Here is an 18,156-nt window from a genome sequence, read left to right as displayed (position 1 = left end):
CAGGGCGCGTTAACTGGGATTGGTATCGCTGCCGGTAAGGCAGTCGACCAGTGCCGCAGCAAACCCTGACAACAGCTCGCGCTTGCGCACACAGACCTTCAAGTCCCGCTGCGCCCAGGGTTCTTCCAGCTCAATCACAGCCAACTGTGCGCCAGCGGTTACCGCACTGCGCGGCACCAGACCGATGCCAACGCCTGCGCTGACCATGCGGCACACCGCCTCGAAGCTGCGCACCTGAATCCGTACTTCAAGATGTCGCCCCAGGGCTGCGGCGGCATTCATGGTAAAGGTGTGAATCGCCGAGCCTGCATGCAACATTACAAAGGGGTAATCCAGCACCTGGGCAAACAGGCTGCTGGCGCTCGCCGCAAGCGGATGATCGGCCGGTGCAATCAGTACCAGCCGGTCGGCCCGGTACGGGATCAGTTCAACCTCAGCGCCTTCAATCGTCCCCGCCACCACGCCAACTTCCACCTCGCCACGCGCTACCGCCAGCAGCACCTGCGGGCTGGTGTGCTCCTCCAGGGAAATACTGACTTGCGGATGACGCTGTAGAAAGCTCGAAAGGCTGTCGGGCAGAAAGGTATGGGTGGCATGGGTGTTGGCCCACAGGCTGACATGGCCACGCACACCTTTGGCGTAGGGCGTAAGGTCGGCATGCATCTGTTCGAGCTGAGCAAACACCTGGCGCGCATGGCGCAGCAACGCCTCGCCGGCGCGGGTCAGGCTGACGCCGCGAGGTTCGCGGAGCAACAGCGGCGTGCCGATCGACTCCTCCAGCACGCGCATACGGTGACTGGCCGAAGACGCCGCCAAATGCACGCGCGCGGCCCCTCGGGTCAGATTTTTCGCTTCGGCAATCGCGACAAACAGACGCAGATCAATCAGGTCGTAGTGCATAGCGTTAGTTAAATCCGAACAATTACTTATGAAAAAGCCAATTCCATAGGGATTCTACGCTCAGCATCATTCGGCTCAGCACAACTCTTTAGGACTTTACTTACCATGCCATGGAAAACCTGGTCTGCCGAACGATTGGGCATCGCACTGGCGGTGCTCGCCGCCTTCGGTTTTTCGTTCAAGGCGATCTTCGTCAAGCTGGCCTACGCTGCTGCGCCCGTGGACGCCGTCACCCTGCTGGTGCTGCGCATGAGCTTTGCTCTGCCTATCGCGCTGTGGGCCACGCTATGGCTGTGCCGCGCCGCGCCGCCGCTTACCCGCAAAGACTGGGGCATGCTGATTGCCCTGGGGCTGCTCGGCTACTACGGCGCCAGCATTCTGGATTTTATTGGCCTGCAGTACATCTCGGCGGCGCTGGAGCGCTTGATTCTATTTATCTACCCAACGATGACCGTGCTGATCGGCGTGCTGTTTCTGGGCAAGCGCCTGGAGAAACGCCAGATTGCGGCGCTGCTGCTGACCTACGCCGGTATCGGCCTGGCATTCGCCCACGATCTGCAAGTAGCGGAGGACCTGCATACGGTACTGATCGGTGCCGCCTTCGTTTTCGGCTCCGCGCTGTGCTACGCGCTGTACAGCTCCGGGGCTGAGGTGGCGATTCACCGGCTGGGCACCATTCGCTTTGCCGCCCTGGCGATTATCGTGTCCACCTTCGCCACGCAGATTCACTTCCTCGCCACTCAACCGTTTTCCGCACTGCAGCAGCCTGTGGAGGTGTATGCATACAGCGCGGCGATGGCGATTTTCTCCACGGTGCTGCCGATATTCTGGCAATCGGCCGCACTGCGCCTGATTGGCTCGGCGCGTACCGTGCTGATTGGCACGCTGGGGCCGATCCTGACGATTGTCTTCGCCTGGATGTTGTTGTCGGAGCCGCTGTCTTTTGCCCAGCTGGCAGGTGCCGGGCTGGTTCTGGCGGGGGTGCTGCTGGTGTCGCGGCGTAAAACAGTGCCTGGTCAACCAGCACCTACCACCGAGGATATTCACGCTAGCAAGCAGGCACTCGCCACCCCGACGTCGCCCGCTCAGTAGGCTTAGAAGCGGCTTATCAGCAGAAACACCAAGGGCTCTTGCGAGCCCTTGGGTGATCCAACTTAGCGCCAGTGCCGCTGCTGCACTTTCTGGTTGCGGCCGGCACCCAACAGCATACCAATCAGCAGCGCCAGGCTTTCCAGCAGCCAGGCCAGCAGCATGGCGCAGGCAATGCCCCAGGCGATGGCCTCGGGGGCCAGCAGCACCTGGTAGCGGTAGGCCGCGAAGGTTTCTTCCAGCAACTCATGGTCTGCGGCGGTCGCCAGATGCCAGACCTGGCCGTACCAGGGTCCTTGCATGGCTTTGGACTCGCGCTCAAGGAAGGCCGAACGCTCGACCAGAGTGCCCAGGCTCTGCGCATCGCTGCGCATCACTGGGTCGGCGCTGACCTGGTAATGGCCGACCAGCGCAACCAGATCACCTTTGAAAAAGCGTTTTGCAGTCTCCCGGAAGCCTTTGAGTCCCTGTTCCGACTCGATGCGATGGGCTTCGACGCGCTTGCTGTAATCATCGATAAAACCCGGCACCTGCACCCCGACCAGCAACCCCAGGGCAAACAAGGCCAACCGCAGATAGCTTCTAATCATTCTTCCCTCCCCTAAAAATCAGCTCACCATGCCTTGCGCCACACATTCACCGCCGCGCCACAAGCGCCACTCGCCCGGCTGGTACAGCGTCCAGCGCTCGTTATCGGTCAACGGCTCTGTGGCGAGCACCGTGACCACATCATTGGGCGTGGTTTGCGCCTGGAAATCCACCTGCATATCGGCATCTTTCAAGTGCGCCGGGCCAAACGGCGCACGCCGGGTGATATGCGCCAGCTTGCTGCTGCAAAAGCTGAACAGCCAGTCGCCATCGCTGAGCAGGCAATTGAACACACCGTGCTGGCGATAACCGGCGCAGGCACTGAGCAGGGTGGGCAACAAGTGCTGCACCACCACCGGCTCAGGAAAGGCCTGGCGCAGGCGATTGAGCAGGTCACAAAAGGCCGCTTCGCTGTCGGTGTCACCAACCGGCCGGTAGTTATCCAGCTGCGGGGCAAAATCGGCCAATTGGCCATTGTGCGCAAAGCACCAGTTGCGCCCCCACATCTCGCGCACAAAGGGATGGGTGTTGGCCAGGCAGACGCGACCGACATTGGCCTGGCGGATATGACCGATCACCACTTCGCTCTTGATCGGGTAGCGCTGCACCAGCTGCGCCACCTCTGATTCGCTGCTGGCGCGCGGATCCTGAAACAGGCGCAGACCGCGCCCTTCATAAAAGCCGATGCCCCAGCCATCGCGGTGCGGGCCGGTACGCCCGCCGCGCTGCATCAGGCCAGTAAAGCTGAAGACGATATCGGTCGGCACATTGGCGCTCATGCCCAGCAATTCACACATGGCGTAACGCCTCGCGCAGCTGCTGCGCCTCAATTGCCAGACGGGCCTCGATGCGTTTGCGCGCCAACGGCAAAAACCGCGTCAGGGCGCGCCACAGTAGCTGCATGACATCGCCGCTATGCCGCGGAATCAGGTGCAGATGCAGGTGCGGCACATGCTGGTTAGAAGTCGGCCCGTCATTGACCAAAAAATTGATGCCCTGCTGGCCAAAACCGGCCGTTCGCAAAGCGGCAGCCATACGCTGCGCCAGCGGCAGTAACTGCTCACAGGCAGCAGCGGAGAGGTCTTTGAGAAAGGGCGCGTGTTCACGACTAACAATCAGCACGTGGGCCGGACGCAGGGGGAAGATATCCAGCAGGACGATAAACTGCTCATCTTCATAGATACGCTCGGCAGGCAGTTGCTCAGCGGCGATTGCACAGAACACACACGTCATAACCCCTCCTTAGTCAGTGAGAGGCCATGCTGAACGGCTGTGTGCGTTGGCGCAAGTTTGAGTTACAGACGCGGCTCGACCCGCAGCCTGCGGTCGCCACGGGCATCGTAACGGCTGTCGCCGAAATCCTGCTCATCGCGCGCCATCATCTCGCGCAGGGTCGGCTCGTCATCGGCAATCGGCGCCGGTCCCTTGCGCGCCTGCCACCAACGCTCCACGGGCCAGCGCGCGGCAACAAACAGCAGGTACAGAACAAACACGATCAACGCGTACATGCTCAAATCCGCCACCGCGCGCCAGACATTGTTCCCCACATCCAGCAACAGATCCATGGCGGTGATGGCGATCGCCGGGGCGAACTGCTCTTTACCGGGGTCGACAATGGTTGGACTGAACAGCAGCACCAGCATCAGCACGCGCAGCGGCTCGCGCAGGTAGCGCCACATCCAGCCGGTCAGGCGAAACCACACCAACAGACAACCAAAAGCCGCCAGCAGATAGGCGCCCCAGGCAAGCAGGTAGTCGTTTTCAGTCATAAACCGCAAATTCTCTGGCATTGAAGACCGGACGGCATAGGCGCTTAAACGCGCAGATTTCAGCAGCCGACGGGCGAAGTGGCGCTTATGATAACGGCTTTTGCCTGCTTCGGCGTCCCCGCTGTCGGCTGTCAGCTAACGGAGTTACCCAATGCCTCACGCCCCCATCGCCCGCGTCGACAACGCTGCCGACCCGTACCGCTGGCTGGAAAACCGCGACAGCGCTGAGGTGCTTGATTACCTCAAGGCGGAAAATACCTACCTGGAACAACAGCTCAGCGAGCAACTGCCACTGCGCGAAACCCTGTTTCAGGAGATCAAGGGACGCATCCGTGAAACCGACCTCAGCCTGCCGTCACCCTGGGGGCCCTATCTGTATTACCAGCGCACCACCGCTGGCGATGAATACCCACGGCATTATCGCTGCCGCAAACCTGCCGATGGCTCGCTGACTGTCGATGAGGCCAGTGAGCAGTTGCTGCTCGACCCCAATGCCCTGGCCGATGGCGGCTTTATCTCGCTGGGGGCCTTCAGCATCAGCCCTGACCATCAGCGCCTGGCCTATAGCCTGGACACCAGCGGCGAGGAAACCTACCAGCTATTCGTCAAGCAATTGGCCGACGACAGCCTGATCGAGCTGCCGTTCGAAGACTGCGACGGCAGCATGACCTGGGCCAATGACAGCCAGACGCTGTTCTTCGGCGAACTGGACGACACCCATCGGCCACACAAACTTTATCGCCACCGCCTCGGCACTGACGCAGCCGAACTGGTGTTCCATGAGCAGGATGGACGCTTCTTCCTCAGCTGCTACCGCAGCAGCTCCGAACGTCAGCTGATTGTACAACTGGGCAGCAAGACCACCAGTGAAGCCTGGGTACTGGATGCCGCAACGCCTGAAGGCAGCTTCAGCTGTGTAGCCCCGCGCGAAGAAGGCCATGAGTATGACCTGGACCACGGCATCCTCAATGGCCAGTGGAGCTGGCTGATCCGCAGCAACCAGCACGGCATCAACTTCGCCCTGCTCGCTGCTTGCGAAGCAACTCCAAACCGCGAGCATTGGCAATTGCTACGCGCCCATGACCCCGAAGTAATGTTGGAAGGCCTCAGCCTTAATCAGCAAGCACTGGTGCTTAGCCTGCGCGAGAACGGCCTGCCGATCATCGAGGTGCAGCCGCAGGGGCAAGCGGCCTACCGCGTGCAGCTACCGGACGCTGCCTACAGCCTGTATGTGCAGGACAGCCTGGAGTTCGACAGCCCCGTGATTCGCCTGCGCTACGAAGCACTCAATCGCCCGGCGCAGGTGCGTCAGCTGCAGCTGGCCACTGGCGAACAGGTTGTGCTCAAGCAAACCCCGGTGCTCGGTGACTTCGATGCCGACAACTATGTCAGCCAACGCCTATGGGCCACCACCGCCGATGGTACTCAGGTGCCCATCAGCCTGGTGGCTAAACGTGAGGTACTCGGCACCAGCGCCCCGCTCTACCTCTATGGCTATGGCGCTTATGGCGAAAGCCTCGACCCCTGGTTCTCCCATGCGCGGCTGTCGTTGCTTGAACGCGGTTTCGTCTTTGCCATCGCCCATGTCCGCGGTGGCGGTGAGCTGGGCGAAGCCTGGTACCGCGCCGGCAAACTAGAAAACAAGCAGAACTCGTTCGGCGACTTTATCACCTGCGCCGAGCACCTTATCGCCAGCGGCTACACCAGCGCGCAGCAGCTGGTGATCAGCGGCGGTAGCGCCGGCGGTTTGCTGATGGGCGCAGTGCTCAATCAGCGCCCCGAGCTGTTTGCCGTCGCCATCGCCGAAGTGCCCTTTGTCGATGTGCTCAACACCATGCAGAACCCCGATCTGCCGCTGACCCTGACCGAGTACGACGAATGGGGCGACCCCAGCCAGGCCGAAGTATTCGAACGGATCAAAGGCTACGCACCCTACGAAAACGTCCAGGCCCAGGCCTACCCGGCGCTGCTCGTGGTGGCCGGCTTCAACGACAGCCGCGTGCAGTACTGGGAAGCCGCCAAATGGGTGGCCAAGCTGCGTGCGCAGAAAACCGACAACAACCTGTTGCTGCTGAAAACCGAACTGGACGCCGGCCACGGCGGCATGAGCGGTCGCTACCAGGCGCTCAAGGATGCCGCCCTGGAATACGCCTTTATCCTCAAGGTATTGAGCCGTACTTAAGCCCCGCCCTCGCCCTGAGCAATAGGTTATATCCCTCTGGCATGTGGCACGGGCGATACGTCCTAGGTGGGGTTGAGAAACTGCGCGAGGAAGGCCAAGCATCCTCGACCATGCCACACGCGGCTGGACCAGAGCCGGCAATACGGGTGTCACAGCGGCACTGGCTCAGAGTATCTGGTGCCAGCCAGGAGATGTTTAGGGCAGAAAATTGCCTGCCCATGCAGATTTGACCAACCTGGCGTGAAGACTCGGCTACGCTGAAGCTCACCTTAATGGCGTACTGCCACCCTCGCTATTCTGCCCTCTACTCACCACGGAAGGCCTGTGATGAAAAACTGGAAGATCAGAACCCACCTATTCCTCCTTGCCGGCTGCCTGCTGCTTGGTTTGCTGTGTGTCGGCGGCCTTGGCCTATATGGCCTGCAGGCCACCGTCAAGGGGCTGCAAACGGTGTACCTGGACCGCGTGGTACCGCTGCGCGACCTTAAACTGATTGCCGACCTGTACGCGGTCAATATCGTCGACGCGACTCACAAGACGCGCAGTGGCGAACTCGATGAGAAAACCGCACAGCAATTGATTGAGCAAGCTCGGGGGCGCATCGAGGAAACCTGGCAGGCTTACCTGGCCACCGAACTGATCCGCGAAGAGACTCAATTGATCGAGCAGCTCAATCCACTGATGGAACAAGCTCGGCAACCACTGAATGAACTGCAAAGCCTGCTCAACCGTGGCGATAAAGCCGGCGTCGAAGCCTTTGCCAGCCAGCGGCTCTACCCACTGATCGACCCGCTGTCGGAGAAATTCGCCGAGCTGATCGACGTGCAGCTGCTCGAAGCCAAGCGCCAGTTCCAACTCGGCGAAGCCGCCTACGCGCGTAACCTTAGCCTGAGCATCGGCGTGCTGCTGATTGCCCTGCTGGTTGGCCTGGGGCAGGTGTTCTATTTCACTCGCCTGATGAACCGGCAACTGGGCGCCGAGCCCGGTGAGCTGGAAGAAATCAGCGCACATATTGCCGAAGGCCGTCTGGACGGCGGCAAAGGCCTGGGCAACCAGGTGCTGACCGGCGTGATGAAATCCGTGCAGGGCATGCGCCGTGGTCTGCAGGACATGATCGGCAATATCGGCGAAGCCTCCAAACAGATCGAATGCGCCACCCTGCAACTGGCCGCCTCCTCCGAGCAGGTGCTGACCAGCGCCAACGTACAGAGCGATACCGCCTCGGCCATGGCCGCCACCGTCGAGCAACTGGCGGTGAGCATCAACCATATCGCCGAAAACGCCCAGCAAACCTACGACATGGCGAAGAAAGCCGGCGACATGACCGATCAAGGCATTCAGGTGATGGCCCTCGCTACAGCAGAAATGCACACCATCGCCGAGCTGGTGGCCGAGAGTTCACAGGACGTGGAAACCCTCGCTGCGCAGTCACGCAATATCAGCACCATCGTCGACGTGATTCGCGGCATTGCCGAACAAACCAACCTGCTCGCCCTCAACGCCGCCATCGAAGCCGCACGGGCCGGCGAGCAAGGCCGCGGCTTTGCCGTGGTGGCCGATGAAGTGCGCAACCTGGCTGGGCGTACGGCCCACTCCACTACCGAGATCGTCGCCCTGGTCGATACCATTCACAGCGGCATGCACAAAGCGAAAAACAGCATGGCCGCCGGCTGTGAGCGGGTCAGCATCGGCACCCAGCTGGTCGATCAGGCGGGCAGCTCGATGACCGGAATTCGCCTGGCCCTGAATGATTCACTGCAAGCCGTCAGCGTGATTTCGCTGTCGCTGCAGGAGCAACGCGCCGCCAGCGAACAGGTGGCCATGAGCGTGGAGCGCGTGGCGCAAATCGTCGAAGAAAACTCCACCGCCCAAGGCGGCATCGTGCAGGCCATCCAGTCGCTGCAAGCCATGTCCGGACGCCTGCAAGGCGTGCTGCAGCGTTTCAGCTTCTAAACCGCAGTACCCGCCCAGGCCACTCGGCGGCAGACAGCGAGTGGCACTGGCAAGCCCAGTGGCGGGCGGCTAAGGTCAACCTATGCGACCGATGTCGCCCTACTGCTAGGCTGCCGTCCATGCCCGCCCACTCCCAGCTGATTGATGAAATACGCGACATGCTGCTCGATTGCGGCCTGTTCGACAGCCTCACGCCCAACGAGCTGCTCAGCGCCGCCGGCTACTTCAACATCAGCAAATGCGCTCCGCAGGCGAGCATCTGCCGCGAAGGCGACCCCGGCAGCTTTATGTGCATCATCCATTCGGGTGCGGTAGCGGTGCACAAGATCAACTCCAGCGGCGAAACCATCGAACTGGCTAAACTGCGCAAGGGCCGCGCCTTTGGCGAGATGGCGGTGCTCGATGGCGAACGCCGCTCAGCCAGTTGCATCGCTGTGAGTGACTGCAGCCTGCTGATGCTGGCCAAGGACTCACTGGACAAGATGCTTGAGGAAGCGCCAAAGACCGCCGCCAAGGTGATTCGCGCCATCGCTATCGCCATGTCTCGACGCTTGCGCATGGCCGATGGGCAGTTGGTCGAGCAGCAGCTCTAGCAACCAGCCACTCACTCGGCGAGTTGCGGCAGCGCCTGGGTATTGCGTTCACGCTGCTGTTGCAGCAACGGCAGTTCCTGATCACGGCGCGGCTGGTTGGATTGCGGCTGCGGCGCCTGCCTGAGCAGTGGCGGTTTATTGCGGGTCGATGCTGGCAGATGCTGCGGCGCAACCGGCGCATAGGGTTGCGGCGTGGCTGTGCCAGGGGCACCCGCTACAGGCGCCGTGGCTGGCATTTTCGGCGGTTGCTGAGCCAGCAACGAGGTGCTCGCCAGCGTGCTCAGTACAAGCAACAGGGTAGTCAGGCGCATGCGGGCATCTCCCAAACATTATTCACTTGGGCCTCAGTCACTCCGTTAAGTGCCGCACGGACGGTTCTCACTGACCGCCGGCAAGGCTAGACTGACGGCATAGGCCTACCGTACGAGACTCCAGATGAGCAGCGATAAATCCCCCTCCACCACCGGCAAGCTTGACCGCATACTCGCCGAGGCCCAGCGCTCGCGTGAAGAAGGCTACCGCGACAAGGCGCTGAAGATGTACCCGCACGTCTGCGGCCGCTGCGCCCGCGAGTTCTCCGGCAAGCGCTTGAGCGAGCTGACCGTGCACCACCGCGACCATAACCACGACAACAACCCGCAGGACGGCTCCAACTGGGAGCTGCTGTGCCTGTACTGCCATGACAACGAACACTCGCGCTACACCGACCAGCAGTACTTCAGCGAAGGCTCGCTGAGCACACCTAAAACCGCGCAGGCGACCCACAACCCCTTTGCCGACCTGGCTGCCAGGCTGAAAAAGAACTGATCCGGTATTTCCGAACGGTAGGTTGGCGTTAAGCACAGCGAAGCCCAACAGCGCTATCCGAGCCAACCTACCTATTGGCGATGCTGTTAACCCCCAATCGCCAGCAAGCTGGCTGCTACAAAAAAATCAGCCGCGCCATACGGGTATACTCGCGTCTTTTTTGTGGTCTGCCATCCTTGGCGACCACCCCTTGGGCCGCCGCTACGCGGCGTCAAAAATTTCTCCCGAAAATTTTTTGCGAGTGCCACCGTGGCCAACAAGAGATACGCCTGCATCGGCCTGTTCAACCCCAAATCCCCGGAAAACGTCGGCGCAGTGATGCGTGCGGCCGGCTGCTATGGCGCCGCCTCGGTGTTCTACAGCGGCAAGCGCTATGCCCGTGCCCGCGACTTTGTCACCGACACCCAGCGCATTTATATGGATATTCCGCTGATCGGCGTGGAAGACCTGCAGCAGATCATCCCCCTGGGCTGCACGCCAGTCGCCGTGGAGCTGGTCGAAGGCGCGCGGCCACTGCCGCAATACACCCACCCTGACCGCGCCATCTATATCTTCGGCCCCGAAGACGGCTCGCTAAGCCAGCAAGTGCGCGACTGGTGTGAGGACGTGATCTACATCCCCACCCAAGGCTGCATGAACCTCGCCGCCACCGTCAATGTGGTGCTCTACGACCGCATGGCCAAAGGCATCAACACCAAATCCGGAGCCAAGTTCAAATAACCGTGGCGATTCAGGCTGACTGCCAAGTACAGCCGTAACCCTAAGCCCAATCAGCACCGAACCCTGATACCTGGCAGCCTTAGCGCTAACTGACGCCGTTACCCGGCCTACCCGGCCAAGGCAAGCAGTAGGCTTTAGCGCAGCAGCTTGTTGTCCAGCGTCTTTGAGGCACTACCCATAACGTTTTCGCTGATCTCGATAAAGTCTTGGGTGCTGGCCTTGTCCAGGCGCATCAGGCCACGGGTCACGTCATCCAGCGAGCGCGGTTGGGTGCTGCCTTTGGTGGCCTGACGGATTTCCCGATCCAGCTCCTGCAGCAGCAACACCGCACGAGCAGTAACCGGACCGCTGGCGTTGTTGGTACGCAAACTGTCCACCGGTTTGCTCCAGCGGATCAGCTGCTCGCGGATTCTCTGGTAACGCTCTTCGCTGAGACCACCGGCGCGGCGCATCAGCTCGATGGCGTAGTACTCGGCCAGGCCTTCGGTGATCCAGTCGCTGCGATCACGCGCCTTGATCCGGCTGAACACATGCACCAGCTCGTGCACCAGGGAACTGGTGCCGTTCTCACTGACCAGCGGGCGGTCTGCGTGCATGTAGTAGGAGTTGGTCGCCGACAGACCGCCGCGCCACATCGGGTCGCCGGCGCCGACGATCAGCAGCTTGGCCGGGTCGCGTGGAAATACGTCCTGGGCGTGCGGCCAGATAAAGGTCAGCAGGGTCATCACGTCCATACGGCGCATGCCCTCGCCCACCGGGGCAGTGATGGTCACATCGGTTTCGCCCAGTTTGGCGCGGCGGGTGCCAATCTTGCCGGCGACCATCCAACCGGTCGGGCGGTCGAACTTGCGCTGCGGGTTGTCGATGCGAAACTTGTTTTTGCCGATACGCGGCCAGCCAGTTTCGACGCTCTTCCAGCCCTTGGGCAGGTCGAACTGCAGTCGCGCGACCAGCTCGGTTTTCTCTTGCTGACGCAGCTTGGCCGCCGGCACCAGGTCATCGCCGCGCAGCAGCACCCAGTCCTTGGTGATCCGCGCATCAAAACGGCCAGCGCTACGCTCGTTGTTAATCCGCACGCGGTAACTCAGGGTCGATTTGCCTTTACCTGGCTGCCAGATACCCAGCTCGGGGCTGTTCTGCGTCCACTGGCCGTCGGCCTTGAAGTCGCTGTACACGCCCTGCTCGCCCAGATTGAAGGCCAGACTGATCACCGGCGCACCATCCTCTAGAGTCAGGCTGACCTCGGCCTGCTCGGTGTCCGGCAGAAAGCGCACCTGGTAATCCAGATCGACCTTCTTCGCCCACAAAGGCGTGCTCAGGCTCAGCAGCACAACGGACAGCAGCAAACGGCGCATCAACATGGCAAAGCTCCACAGTGCAAATCAGTGTTTCAGGCGAGTTTAGGCTGACATTTATCGCCGAGGTTCAGCCAGCGCGGAAGATCATATGATCTTCCCACTCATCCTCGGCCACGCTGTTTTCGCTGAGCATGCGTCCGGCCTGGGAAATCCGCTGTTTATGCACCTGCTCCGGGTCGCCACAGACCAGGTGATGCCAGAGCAACAGATCCTTGCCCTCGCTGACCAGGCGGTAGGCGCAGGTCGGCGGTAGCCACTGGAATTGATCGGCCTGGGCCGGGGTGAGTTGGATGCAGTCGGCAACGAATTTGCGCCGGTTGCTGTAGTCGGTGCAGCGGCAGGTCTGCAGGTCCAGCAGCTTGCAGGCGATGCGCGTGTAATACACGCTGCCATCCTCCTCATCCTCGAGCTTTTGCAGGCAGCACAGGCCGCAGCCATCGCACAGCGATTCCCACTCATCCTGATCCAGCTGTGCGAGGGTTTTGCGTTTCCAGAAAGGTTCGACTTTGGCGGCCATGGCGAGGGTACGGTGAGGGGCGAAAAGGCCGGCAGTCTAGCGGCTGGGGCAACAACGGCCAAGGGCGGCGAGCCGAATGGTCAATTAATAACCACGAGCAAAATCGACGTGCCCGCGCAGTGCAGCACCTGCCTGCCAGCGCGCCAGGTTCTCGACAAACAGTTGCACCAGCAGGCGCGGATCCGTCGGCGCCGAGCTGTGCCCGGTGAGCAGCAGACGCGGCGCATCCCAAAATGGATGACCAGCAGGTAGCGGCTCTTCACGGCAGACATCAATCACCGCGCCAGCCAGTTGCCCTTGCTGCAAGGCGCTGACCAGTGCCTGATCGACCACCGCCACACCGCGCCCGGCATTGACAAACAGTGCACTCGGCTTGCAGGTGGCGAACAGCGCTGCGTCATAGATATCGCGGGTGGCCAGCGTATCCGGTAGCAGGTTGATCAGGTAATCGGCCTCAGCCACCAGGCGCGGCAGCGCGTCGAGCCCGGCCACCTGACGGAACGGCGGCAGATTGCGTGGACTGCTGGCGATACCCAGCAGCTCGATGCCGAAGGGTGCAAGAAACTGCGCCACGCTCAGGCCGATATCACCGGTGCCGACAATCAGCGCTTTGCGCCCGACCAGACTGCGCGGCCTGCGGTTATCCCAGCGCTGCTCGATCTGGGCGGCCAGTGCCGCGAACAGTTGGCGCTCATGGGCCAGCAGATGGCCCAGCACATACTCGGCCATCACCTGGCCGAAGATGCCCACCGCGCGGGTTAGCGCGTAGTTCGTTGGCAAATCCCTGGCCAGCAGCGGCGTGATGCCGGCCCAGGTCGATTGCAACCACTGCGGCCGGAGGCCCTGACGCCGCCAGGGGGCGAGCAGATCCGGCTGGCCCAGCCATAGCGGGCAGCTTGCAGCGTATTCGGCTAACGCGGCCGGCCGCTCACTGCCGCACAACTCAAGCTCAGGGGCCTGCTGGCGCAGTAATTCGGCATACAACGCGTGTTCGGCTTCGGCAATCAACAGGTGCATAGGGGCCTTCGCAGTGGCGGGCATGGCGGTTACATCGGGTCGTTACGGCGCAGCAACTCGTCCGGCAGATGCTCGATATATTCATCTTCCGGCGGTGGCATCTGCAGGTGGTAGCCCTGCTCGTCAAGGTTAGCCAGCACCTTGTGGATGTCTTCGCGGGCCAGCACACGCCCGGGGGTCAGCACCATCTCGAAGGCCAGGGCCGGCGGGCCGAAGGCCAGCAGCAGGTTTTCCGGCACGCGCTTGAGGCCATCACTGCGCAGCACGTAGAGGTACATCTCGTTCTTGCGCGGACTTTTGTAGATTGAGCAGATACGTTTCACGCGGACTCTCCGGTTGCAGCCAGGCAATCCAGCAACGCCTGGCCCATCAATTCACGCCGCCAGCCGCGCAGCGACTCCGGCAGCTGGTAGGGCCCATTGGGGTAGCCGGTTTTCAGCAGGGCCTCGAGGGTTTTCTTGCGCAGCATCAGCTCCGGGGCGATGTTCAGCCGCTCACCTTCGCGCTGGCCAATGGCGCGCAACTTTTTCAGCAACGACGCAGACTCCAGCGGCAAGGGCTCGGGCAAGGCTGCCGGCCAGTCTTCAGCCGGGGTGGCGGCGGCCTGCTTGATCAGCTGCAGAATAAACTCGCCGTCCTGGCGTACGGTTTTCGGGTGCATGTCCTCGATCCGCGCCAGCGCCACCAGGTTGTCCGGTTGGGTGCGCGCCAGGGGCCACAACGAATGCTCACGGATAATCCGGTTGCGCGGCTGATTGCGCTTGCGCGCCTGGCCTTCACGCCAGGTGCACAGCGCCTTCAGCACGGCCAACTGCTGCCGGTTGAGTTTCCAGGCCAGCTTGGCTTCGCGGTAAGCCAGCTGCGGATCGACTTCGCGGCCGAGGTTGCTGACCAGCTCGGCGCCATCCTCCAGCACCCAGGCGTATTTCTCGGCCGACAGCTGCGCCTTGAGCTGCGCATACACCTCGGCCAGGTGCAGCACGTCTTCCGCCGCATAGCTGACCTGAGTGACCGACAACGGCCGCTGCAGCCAGTCGGAACGGGTCTCGCCCTTGGGCAGTTCGATATTCAGCACCGCCTGCACCAGGCGCGAATAGCCCATGGAGAAGCCCAGATTGAGGTAGCCGGCGGCCAGCTGGGTGTCGAACAGCGGCGTGGGCAGGCTGCCGGTCAGGCGCAGAAAGACTTCCAGGTCTTCACTGCAGGCATGCAGCACCTTGACCACGGCCGGGTCTTGCAGCAGCTCGGCAAAGGGCGTCCAGTCGCTGATCAGCAGCGGATCGATCAGGTACGCCCGCTCACCTTCGCTGACCTGCAGCAGGCCGGCAATCGGGTAAAAGGTGTCGACCCGCATAAACTCGGTATCCACCGCCACAAATGCCAGCGTGCGCCAGGTTGCACAATGCTGCGCCAGGCTGGCGTCATCACCAACCCACTGAATATCAATCGCCACGCGGCTCTCCCATCAAGAATGTCGCGCAGTATATATCGCCACACCCAATAGCCGGGCATTGACGATGCGCGACGGGCTGCAGACGCGTTATTCTGCGGGCGCTTGCATCTAGAATCATCTTCAGCACAGGGAATAACAACAATGAAGAAACTGCTTGGCCTGCTTGTGGCCTTGATTGCGGCGGCGGCGATCTACCTCGCCGTCACGCCCAGTCCGATTGATCCATTGGCCTGGGAAGCCCCGACCATACCGCCCATGACCGGCATACTGGAACCCAACGACACCCTAATGAAGGCAGAACTGCTCGGCCGCGGCCAGGTGCACGGCCCAGAAGACACTGCCGTGGATGCCCTGGGCCAGGTTTACAGCGGCCTGCATGACGGCAGAATCGTGCGGATCAAAGCCGATGGCAGTGTGGAAACCTTCGCCGACACCCAAGGCCGCCCGCTGGGCATGGACTTTGACGCCGCCGGCAACCTGATCGTCGCCGACGCCTACAAGGGCTTGCTGAGCATCGACGCCCAGGGGCAGATCAAGGTACTAACCACCGAAGCCGAAGGCGTCGCCTTCAAGTTCACCGACGATCTGGATATCGCCCGCGACGGCATCATCTATTTCAGCGATGCCAGCCAGCGCTTCGAACAGCCCGACTACCTGCTCGACCTGCTCGAAGCCCGCCCCCACGGCCGCCTGCTCAGCTACAACCCGGCCAGCGGCGAAACCCGTGTGCTGCTCAAGGACCTGTATTTCGCCAACGGTGTGGCGCTGTCGGCCAATGAGGACTTCGTGCTGGTCAACGAAACCTACCGTTACCGCATCACCCGCTACTGGCTGAGCGGCGACAAGGCCGGCAGCCACGACATCTTTATCGACAACCTACCGGGCCTGCCGGACAACCTGCAGGGCGACCGCAACGGCACCTTCTGGGTGGCCCTGCCGACCCCGCGCAAAGCCGATGCCGACATGCTACACCGCTCGCCCTGGGCCAAAGCGCAGCTGGCCAAACTGCCCCGCGCGTTCTGGCCCAAGGCGGTGCCTTACGGCTTTGCCATCGCCCTCAACGAGCAAGGTGAAATCACCCAGAGCCTGCACGACACCAGCGGCACCCACCTGCGCATGATCACCTCGGTCAAGCCGGTGGGCGACTACCTGTACTTCGGCAGCCTGGATAATGATCGGATCGGTAAGCTGAGAATTCGCTGAAAAACGACCGTTGTCGCCTGAAAACCCCTCTAGCACTGATCAGTGCTAGAGGGGTGCTATGCCTCACTAACCGTCACTTACTCGCTGAGGCCCGCGCGACCATGCGCGACAAAGCGCATCATCCACTCGGCCACGGTGTGGCCCTGATGATCGTGCTGCAGGCTGTCGACACCCTTGGAGTAAGTCGGCTCGCCAATATGCTGCTGACGCAGGTCGAGCAGTGCGCGCGAGTAGTCATGCACAAACTCGGGGTGGCCCTGGAAGCACAGCACCTGATCGCCGATGCAGTAGGAGGCAATCGGACAGAACTCGCTGCTGGCCAGCAACGTGGCGTTCTCCGGCAGTTGGGTGACCTGGTCCTGGTGGCTGATCAACAGGGTCAGGTCTTCCAGATCAGGGCTCATCCAGGTCGGCTTGTTCGCCATACGGTACTGATGGATACCCACGCCCCAGCCCTGCACGGCACGCTCGGCCCTACCGCCTAGCAGCAACGCCAGCAGTTGATGACCGAAACACACACCGAGCAGCTTGTCACCACGGTTGAAGCGCTCCAGCAGGTAGGTTTTCAGGGTCTGAATCCAGGCCTCGCTACCGAAGGAATCCGCCTTGCTGCCGGTCACCAGATAGGCATCGTAGCGCTCGCTGTCCGGCGGGTAATGCCCCTCCATCACGTTGTACACCTTGAACTCGGCCGCAATCGGCTGACGGGCGAACAACTGCTCGAACATACGGCCGTAACTGTCGTATTGATCGACCAATTCAGGGCGAAGAACATCGGTTTCCAGGATGCAGATCTGCAGCGGCATATGGGCGGTTACCTAGGGCGCAGGAGGGTTGTTTTACCAGCGCGCAAGCGTGCCTGCTGACAGGCTGCAAGGCAATAGCTGCGGGCTAAACCCGACCAGTTACCCGACCTATCAGCGCCCTCGATAGTCACCATAAGCATCATTCACTTCTGTCGATAGCCGCCCGCGCAGATGATCTGGCCATCGGGCACTGCGCCCACCCCACCAGAGGACATCCGCATGAGCCGTTTCTCCGCCATCGCCAGCCTGCTTGCCGCCTCAGCCTTCACCAGCAGCCACAGCGCGGACAACCAGCGCCAAGCCGAAAAAATCCAAGCCGCGCAACTCAAGGCCGACCAGAGCCGCCGGTAAATAACTGCGCCATTAGCATGAGGAAAATCGCCATGAGCATCGCCCAATCGCTGAGCAACCAGAACGTCTATGGCGTGACCTACGCCACTGTCGACAGCAGTGGTATCCACTTCGAGTCCGAGCTGGCCATCCAGCTCGGCGACGGCAGCCTGACCACCCTGCGTATGCCCACCCAACTGAGCGAGCGTCAGGCTATTGAGCAGTTGGTCTGCGCCCGCCAGGCCAGCTGAACGCTACTGCACTGGCATCGGGCGGCGTCTGCAATACGCACTGACTAGTGCTCAGCCAGCAACTTCTGGTTTGCCTTAGCGCAGAACGTTTGCTGACGCTGAGCATCCGGCAGGCTCTGCAGGATGCTGGTGCACTGGGCCAAGTTGGCTATTTGCCGTAAGTGCATGCGCGCAGCTGGATCAACTTCCACCAAGTAGGCGTAGTCGTATTTCGCTCGGTCATACCAGGAGTCGATGGGTTGATCGTTAAGCACACAGCGATATTGCAACTGCACCGTATAGCCTTTCATGCGGTGGCTCATAAACACGTGGTGATAATTCGCCCAGTCACGCTCGCGTATACCCTTTAACCGCGCCGCCTCGCAGGCCTCAAGCTGAGTGATCTCAGGTTCGTAGAGAAAAACCACCTGCGCCAGATTAGAACCGCCAAGGTTAGCCAGGGCCATCAAGTAAGGTCGCTCATCCGCAGCTTGCGCAGTGCCGAGCAACCCTGTCAGCAGTAGGCCAATTAGTCCCTGTTGCATATTTCGCTCCCGAACAAGATCACAGTCCCAATCCGCTGACAACAACCGGCCATGTGTTAATCGATTAACTGGCAGATTGACACCCAAGACCCTCTT

General features: G+C 61.4%; 22 protein-coding genes and 1 pseudogene. 10 read left to right on the top strand and 13 right to left on the bottom strand.

All coding sequences use genetic code 11. The features are described from left to right. Window positions 1–9: 9 nt before the first annotated feature. Window positions 10–900, bottom strand: coding sequence for a LysR substrate-binding domain-containing protein (locus tag WA145_RS08210; protein WP_422581100.1), 891 nt, complete (start codon window positions 898–900; stop codon window positions 10–12). 105 nt (window positions 901–1,005) lie between these two features. On the opposite strand from WA145_RS08210, the gene WA145_RS08205 reads away from it, so the two are divergent. Continuing rightward, the gene (locus tag WA145_RS08205) at window positions 1,006–1,992 is read left to right on the top strand and encodes a DMT family transporter (protein WP_422581099.1); all 987 of its coding nucleotides are present in this window, start codon (window positions 1,006–1,008) and stop codon (window positions 1,990–1,992) included. A gap of 62 nt (window positions 1,993–2,054) precedes the next feature. Here the strand turns inward: WA145_RS08205 and WA145_RS08200 are convergent, their stop codons facing one another. From WA145_RS08200 to WA145_RS08185, 4 genes are all read right to left on the bottom strand, one after another. Next, window positions 2,055–2,579 carry a DUF2937 family protein gene (locus WA145_RS08200; RefSeq protein WP_422581098.1) on the bottom strand — a complete coding sequence of 175 codons (525 nt, stop codon included), beginning with the start codon at window positions 2,577–2,579 and terminating at the stop codon, window positions 2,055–2,057. Between the two features lie 18 nt (window positions 2,580–2,597). Continuing rightward, window positions 2,598–3,374, bottom strand: coding sequence for a class II glutamine amidotransferase (locus WA145_RS08195; protein ID WP_422581097.1), 777 nt, complete (start codon window positions 3,372–3,374; stop codon window positions 2,598–2,600). Further along, window positions 3,367–3,810, bottom strand: coding sequence for an HIT family protein (locus WA145_RS08190; protein WP_422581096.1), 444 nt, complete (start codon window positions 3,808–3,810; stop codon window positions 3,367–3,369). Before WA145_RS08190 ends, WA145_RS08195 begins: the two co-directional genes overlap by 8 nt. 62 nt (window positions 3,811–3,872) lie before the next feature. Beyond that, the gene (locus WA145_RS08185) at window positions 3,873–4,346 is read right to left on the bottom strand and encodes an MFS transporter (protein WP_422581095.1); all 474 of its coding nucleotides are present in this window, start codon (window positions 4,344–4,346) and stop codon (window positions 3,873–3,875) included. A 151-nt stretch (window positions 4,347–4,497) separates the two neighbouring features. Between WA145_RS08185 and WA145_RS08180 the strand changes: the two genes are divergently transcribed. From WA145_RS08180 to WA145_RS08165, 4 genes and pseudogenes are all read left to right on the top strand, one after another. Next, on the top strand, window positions 4,498–6,528 hold the full coding sequence (locus WA145_RS08180; protein WP_422581094.1) for a S9 family peptidase: 2,031 nt from the start codon (window positions 4,498–4,500) through the stop codon (window positions 6,526–6,528). A gap of 327 nt (window positions 6,529–6,855) precedes the next feature. Then, window positions 6,856–7,362 (top strand): annotated as a pseudogene (locus tag WA145_RS08175) (Tar ligand binding domain-containing protein); the annotation flags it as partial. A gap of 123 nt (window positions 7,363–7,485) precedes the next feature. Beyond that, entirely contained in the window at window positions 7,486–8,481 is a 996-nt protein-coding gene (locus WA145_RS08170; protein WP_422581136.1) for a methyl-accepting chemotaxis protein, read from the top strand. A 119-nt stretch (window positions 8,482–8,600) separates the two neighbouring features. Next, a complete protein-coding gene (locus tag WA145_RS08165) occupies window positions 8,601–9,074 on the top strand; it encodes a Crp/Fnr family transcriptional regulator (protein WP_422581093.1) in 474 nt (157 codons plus the stop codon). Between the two features lie 11 nt (window positions 9,075–9,085). Here the strand turns inward: WA145_RS08165 and WA145_RS08160 are convergent, their stop codons facing one another. Next, a complete protein-coding gene (locus tag WA145_RS08160) occupies window positions 9,086–9,385 on the bottom strand; it encodes a hypothetical protein (RefSeq protein ID WP_422581092.1) in 300 nt (99 codons plus the stop codon). A 124-nt stretch (window positions 9,386–9,509) separates the two neighbouring features. On the opposite strand from WA145_RS08160, the gene WA145_RS08155 reads away from it, so the two are divergent. Together WA145_RS08155 and WA145_RS08150 are read left to right on the top strand one after the other, a co-directional pair. Further along, window positions 9,510–9,881, top strand: coding sequence for a YajD family HNH nuclease (locus tag WA145_RS08155; RefSeq protein ID WP_422581091.1), 372 nt, complete (start codon window positions 9,510–9,512; stop codon window positions 9,879–9,881). 249 nt (window positions 9,882–10,130) lie between these two features. Then, on the top strand, window positions 10,131–10,601 hold the full coding sequence (locus WA145_RS08150) for an RNA methyltransferase (RefSeq protein ID WP_422581090.1): 471 nt from the start codon (window positions 10,131–10,133) through the stop codon (window positions 10,599–10,601). A 134-nt stretch (window positions 10,602–10,735) separates the two neighbouring features. Here the strand turns inward: WA145_RS08150 and WA145_RS08145 are convergent, their stop codons facing one another. From WA145_RS08145 to rnd, 5 genes are all read right to left on the bottom strand, one after another. Continuing rightward, a complete protein-coding gene (locus tag WA145_RS08145; RefSeq protein WP_422581089.1) occupies window positions 10,736–11,962 on the bottom strand; it encodes a hypothetical protein in 1,227 nt (408 codons plus the stop codon). Window positions 11,963–12,026: 64 nt separating this feature from the next. Next, window positions 12,027–12,476, bottom strand: a complete 450-nt coding sequence (locus tag WA145_RS08140) for a YcgN family cysteine cluster protein (protein WP_422581088.1) — start codon at window positions 12,474–12,476, stop codon at window positions 12,027–12,029. Between the two features lie 84 nt (window positions 12,477–12,560). After that, window positions 12,561–13,493, bottom strand: coding sequence for a D-2-hydroxyacid dehydrogenase (locus WA145_RS08135; protein ID WP_422581087.1), 933 nt, complete (start codon window positions 13,491–13,493; stop codon window positions 12,561–12,563). 29 nt (window positions 13,494–13,522) lie between these two features. Further along, on the bottom strand, window positions 13,523–13,816 hold the full coding sequence (locus tag WA145_RS08130; protein ID WP_422581086.1) for a YcgL domain-containing protein: 294 nt from the start codon (window positions 13,814–13,816) through the stop codon (window positions 13,523–13,525). Further along, window positions 13,813–14,946, bottom strand: a complete 1,134-nt coding sequence (rnd, locus tag WA145_RS08125) for a ribonuclease D (RefSeq protein WP_422581085.1) — start codon at window positions 14,944–14,946, stop codon at window positions 13,813–13,815. Before rnd ends, WA145_RS08130 begins: the two co-directional genes overlap by 4 nt. 141 nt (window positions 14,947–15,087) lie before the next feature. Between rnd and WA145_RS08120 the strand changes: the two genes are divergently transcribed. Next, the gene (locus tag WA145_RS08120; RefSeq protein WP_422581084.1) at window positions 15,088–16,149 is read left to right on the top strand and encodes an SMP-30/gluconolactonase/LRE family protein; all 1,062 of its coding nucleotides are present in this window, start codon (window positions 15,088–15,090) and stop codon (window positions 16,147–16,149) included. Between the two features lie 77 nt (window positions 16,150–16,226). On the opposite strand, the gene WA145_RS08115 is transcribed toward WA145_RS08120, so the two are convergent. Further along, window positions 16,227–16,955, bottom strand: a complete 729-nt coding sequence (locus tag WA145_RS08115; RefSeq protein ID WP_422581083.1) for an amidotransferase — start codon at window positions 16,953–16,955, stop codon at window positions 16,227–16,229. A 219-nt stretch (window positions 16,956–17,174) separates the two neighbouring features. Between WA145_RS08115 and WA145_RS08110 the strand changes: the two genes are divergently transcribed. Together WA145_RS08110 and ptrC are read left to right on the top strand one after the other, a co-directional pair. Then, on the top strand, window positions 17,175–17,306 hold the full coding sequence (locus WA145_RS08110) for a hypothetical protein (protein WP_422581082.1): 132 nt from the start codon (window positions 17,175–17,177) through the stop codon (window positions 17,304–17,306). Between the two features lie 32 nt (window positions 17,307–17,338). Continuing rightward, window positions 17,339–17,536, top strand: a complete 198-nt coding sequence (gene ptrC, locus WA145_RS08105; protein ID WP_422581081.1) for a type III secretion system co-regulatory protein PtrC — start codon at window positions 17,339–17,341, stop codon at window positions 17,534–17,536. 44 nt (window positions 17,537–17,580) lie between these two features. On the opposite strand, the gene WA145_RS08100 is transcribed toward ptrC, so the two are convergent. Continuing rightward, on the bottom strand, window positions 17,581–18,147 hold the full coding sequence (locus WA145_RS08100; RefSeq protein ID WP_422581080.1) for a hypothetical protein: 567 nt from the start codon (window positions 18,145–18,147) through the stop codon (window positions 17,581–17,583). Window positions 18,148–18,156 lie beyond the last annotated feature (9 nt).

Origin of the sequence: Pseudomonas sp., assembly GCF_049301935.1 — a bacterium.
Lineage (GTDB): Bacteria > Pseudomonadota > Gammaproteobacteria > Pseudomonadales > Pseudomonadaceae > Aquipseudomonas.
The sequence above is the reverse complement of the archived record's forward strand: the minus strand, read 5'-3'. Positions and strand labels throughout refer to the sequence as shown.

Bases quoted from the DNA above. Each gene is read 5' to 3' on its own strand.
- WA145_RS08210 (WP_422581100.1), bottom strand. From the start codon at position 900: ATGCACTACGACCTGATTGATCTGCGTCTGTTTGTCGCGATTGCCGAA.
- WA145_RS08205 (WP_422581099.1), top strand. From the start codon at position 1,006: ATGCCATGGAAAACCTGGTCTGCCGAACGATTGGGCATCGCACTGGCG.
- WA145_RS08200 (WP_422581098.1), bottom strand. From the start codon at position 2,579: ATGATTAGAAGCTATCTGCGGTTGGCCTTGTTTGCCCTGGGGTTGCTG.
- WA145_RS08195 (WP_422581097.1), bottom strand. From the start codon at position 3,374: ATGTGTGAATTGCTGGGCATGAGCGCCAATGTGCCGACCGATATCGTC.
- WA145_RS08190 (WP_422581096.1), bottom strand. From the start codon at position 3,810: ATGACGTGTGTGTTCTGTGCAATCGCCGCTGAGCAACTGCCTGCCGAG.
- WA145_RS08185 (WP_422581095.1), bottom strand. From the start codon at position 4,346: ATGACTGAAAACGACTACCTGCTTGCCTGGGGCGCCTATCTGCTGGCG.
- WA145_RS08180 (WP_422581094.1), top strand. From the start codon at position 4,498: ATGCCTCACGCCCCCATCGCCCGCGTCGACAACGCTGCCGACCCGTAC.
- WA145_RS08170 (WP_422581136.1), top strand. From the start codon at position 7,486: ATGAACCGGCAACTGGGCGCCGAGCCCGGTGAGCTGGAAGAAATCAGC.
- WA145_RS08165 (WP_422581093.1), top strand. From the start codon at position 8,601: ATGCCCGCCCACTCCCAGCTGATTGATGAAATACGCGACATGCTGCTC.
- WA145_RS08160 (WP_422581092.1), bottom strand. From the start codon at position 9,385: ATGCGCCTGACTACCCTGTTGCTTGTACTGAGCACGCTGGCGAGCACC.
- WA145_RS08155 (WP_422581091.1), top strand. From the start codon at position 9,510: ATGAGCAGCGATAAATCCCCCTCCACCACCGGCAAGCTTGACCGCATA.
- WA145_RS08145 (WP_422581089.1), bottom strand. From the start codon at position 11,962: ATGTTGATGCGCCGTTTGCTGCTGTCCGTTGTGCTGCTGAGCCTGAGC.
- WA145_RS08140 (WP_422581088.1), bottom strand. From the start codon at position 12,476: ATGGCCGCCAAAGTCGAACCTTTCTGGAAACGCAAAACCCTCGCACAG.
- WA145_RS08135 (WP_422581087.1), bottom strand. From the start codon at position 13,493: ATGCACCTGTTGATTGCCGAAGCCGAACACGCGTTGTATGCCGAATTA.
- WA145_RS08120 (WP_422581084.1), top strand. From the start codon at position 15,088: ATGAAGAAACTGCTTGGCCTGCTTGTGGCCTTGATTGCGGCGGCGGCG.
- WA145_RS08115 (WP_422581083.1), bottom strand. From the start codon at position 16,955: ATGCCGCTGCAGATCTGCATCCTGGAAACCGATGTTCTTCGCCCTGAA.
- WA145_RS08110 (WP_422581082.1), top strand. From the start codon at position 17,175: ATGAGCCGTTTCTCCGCCATCGCCAGCCTGCTTGCCGCCTCAGCCTTC.
- ptrC (WP_422581081.1), top strand. From the start codon at position 17,339: ATGAGCATCGCCCAATCGCTGAGCAACCAGAACGTCTATGGCGTGACC.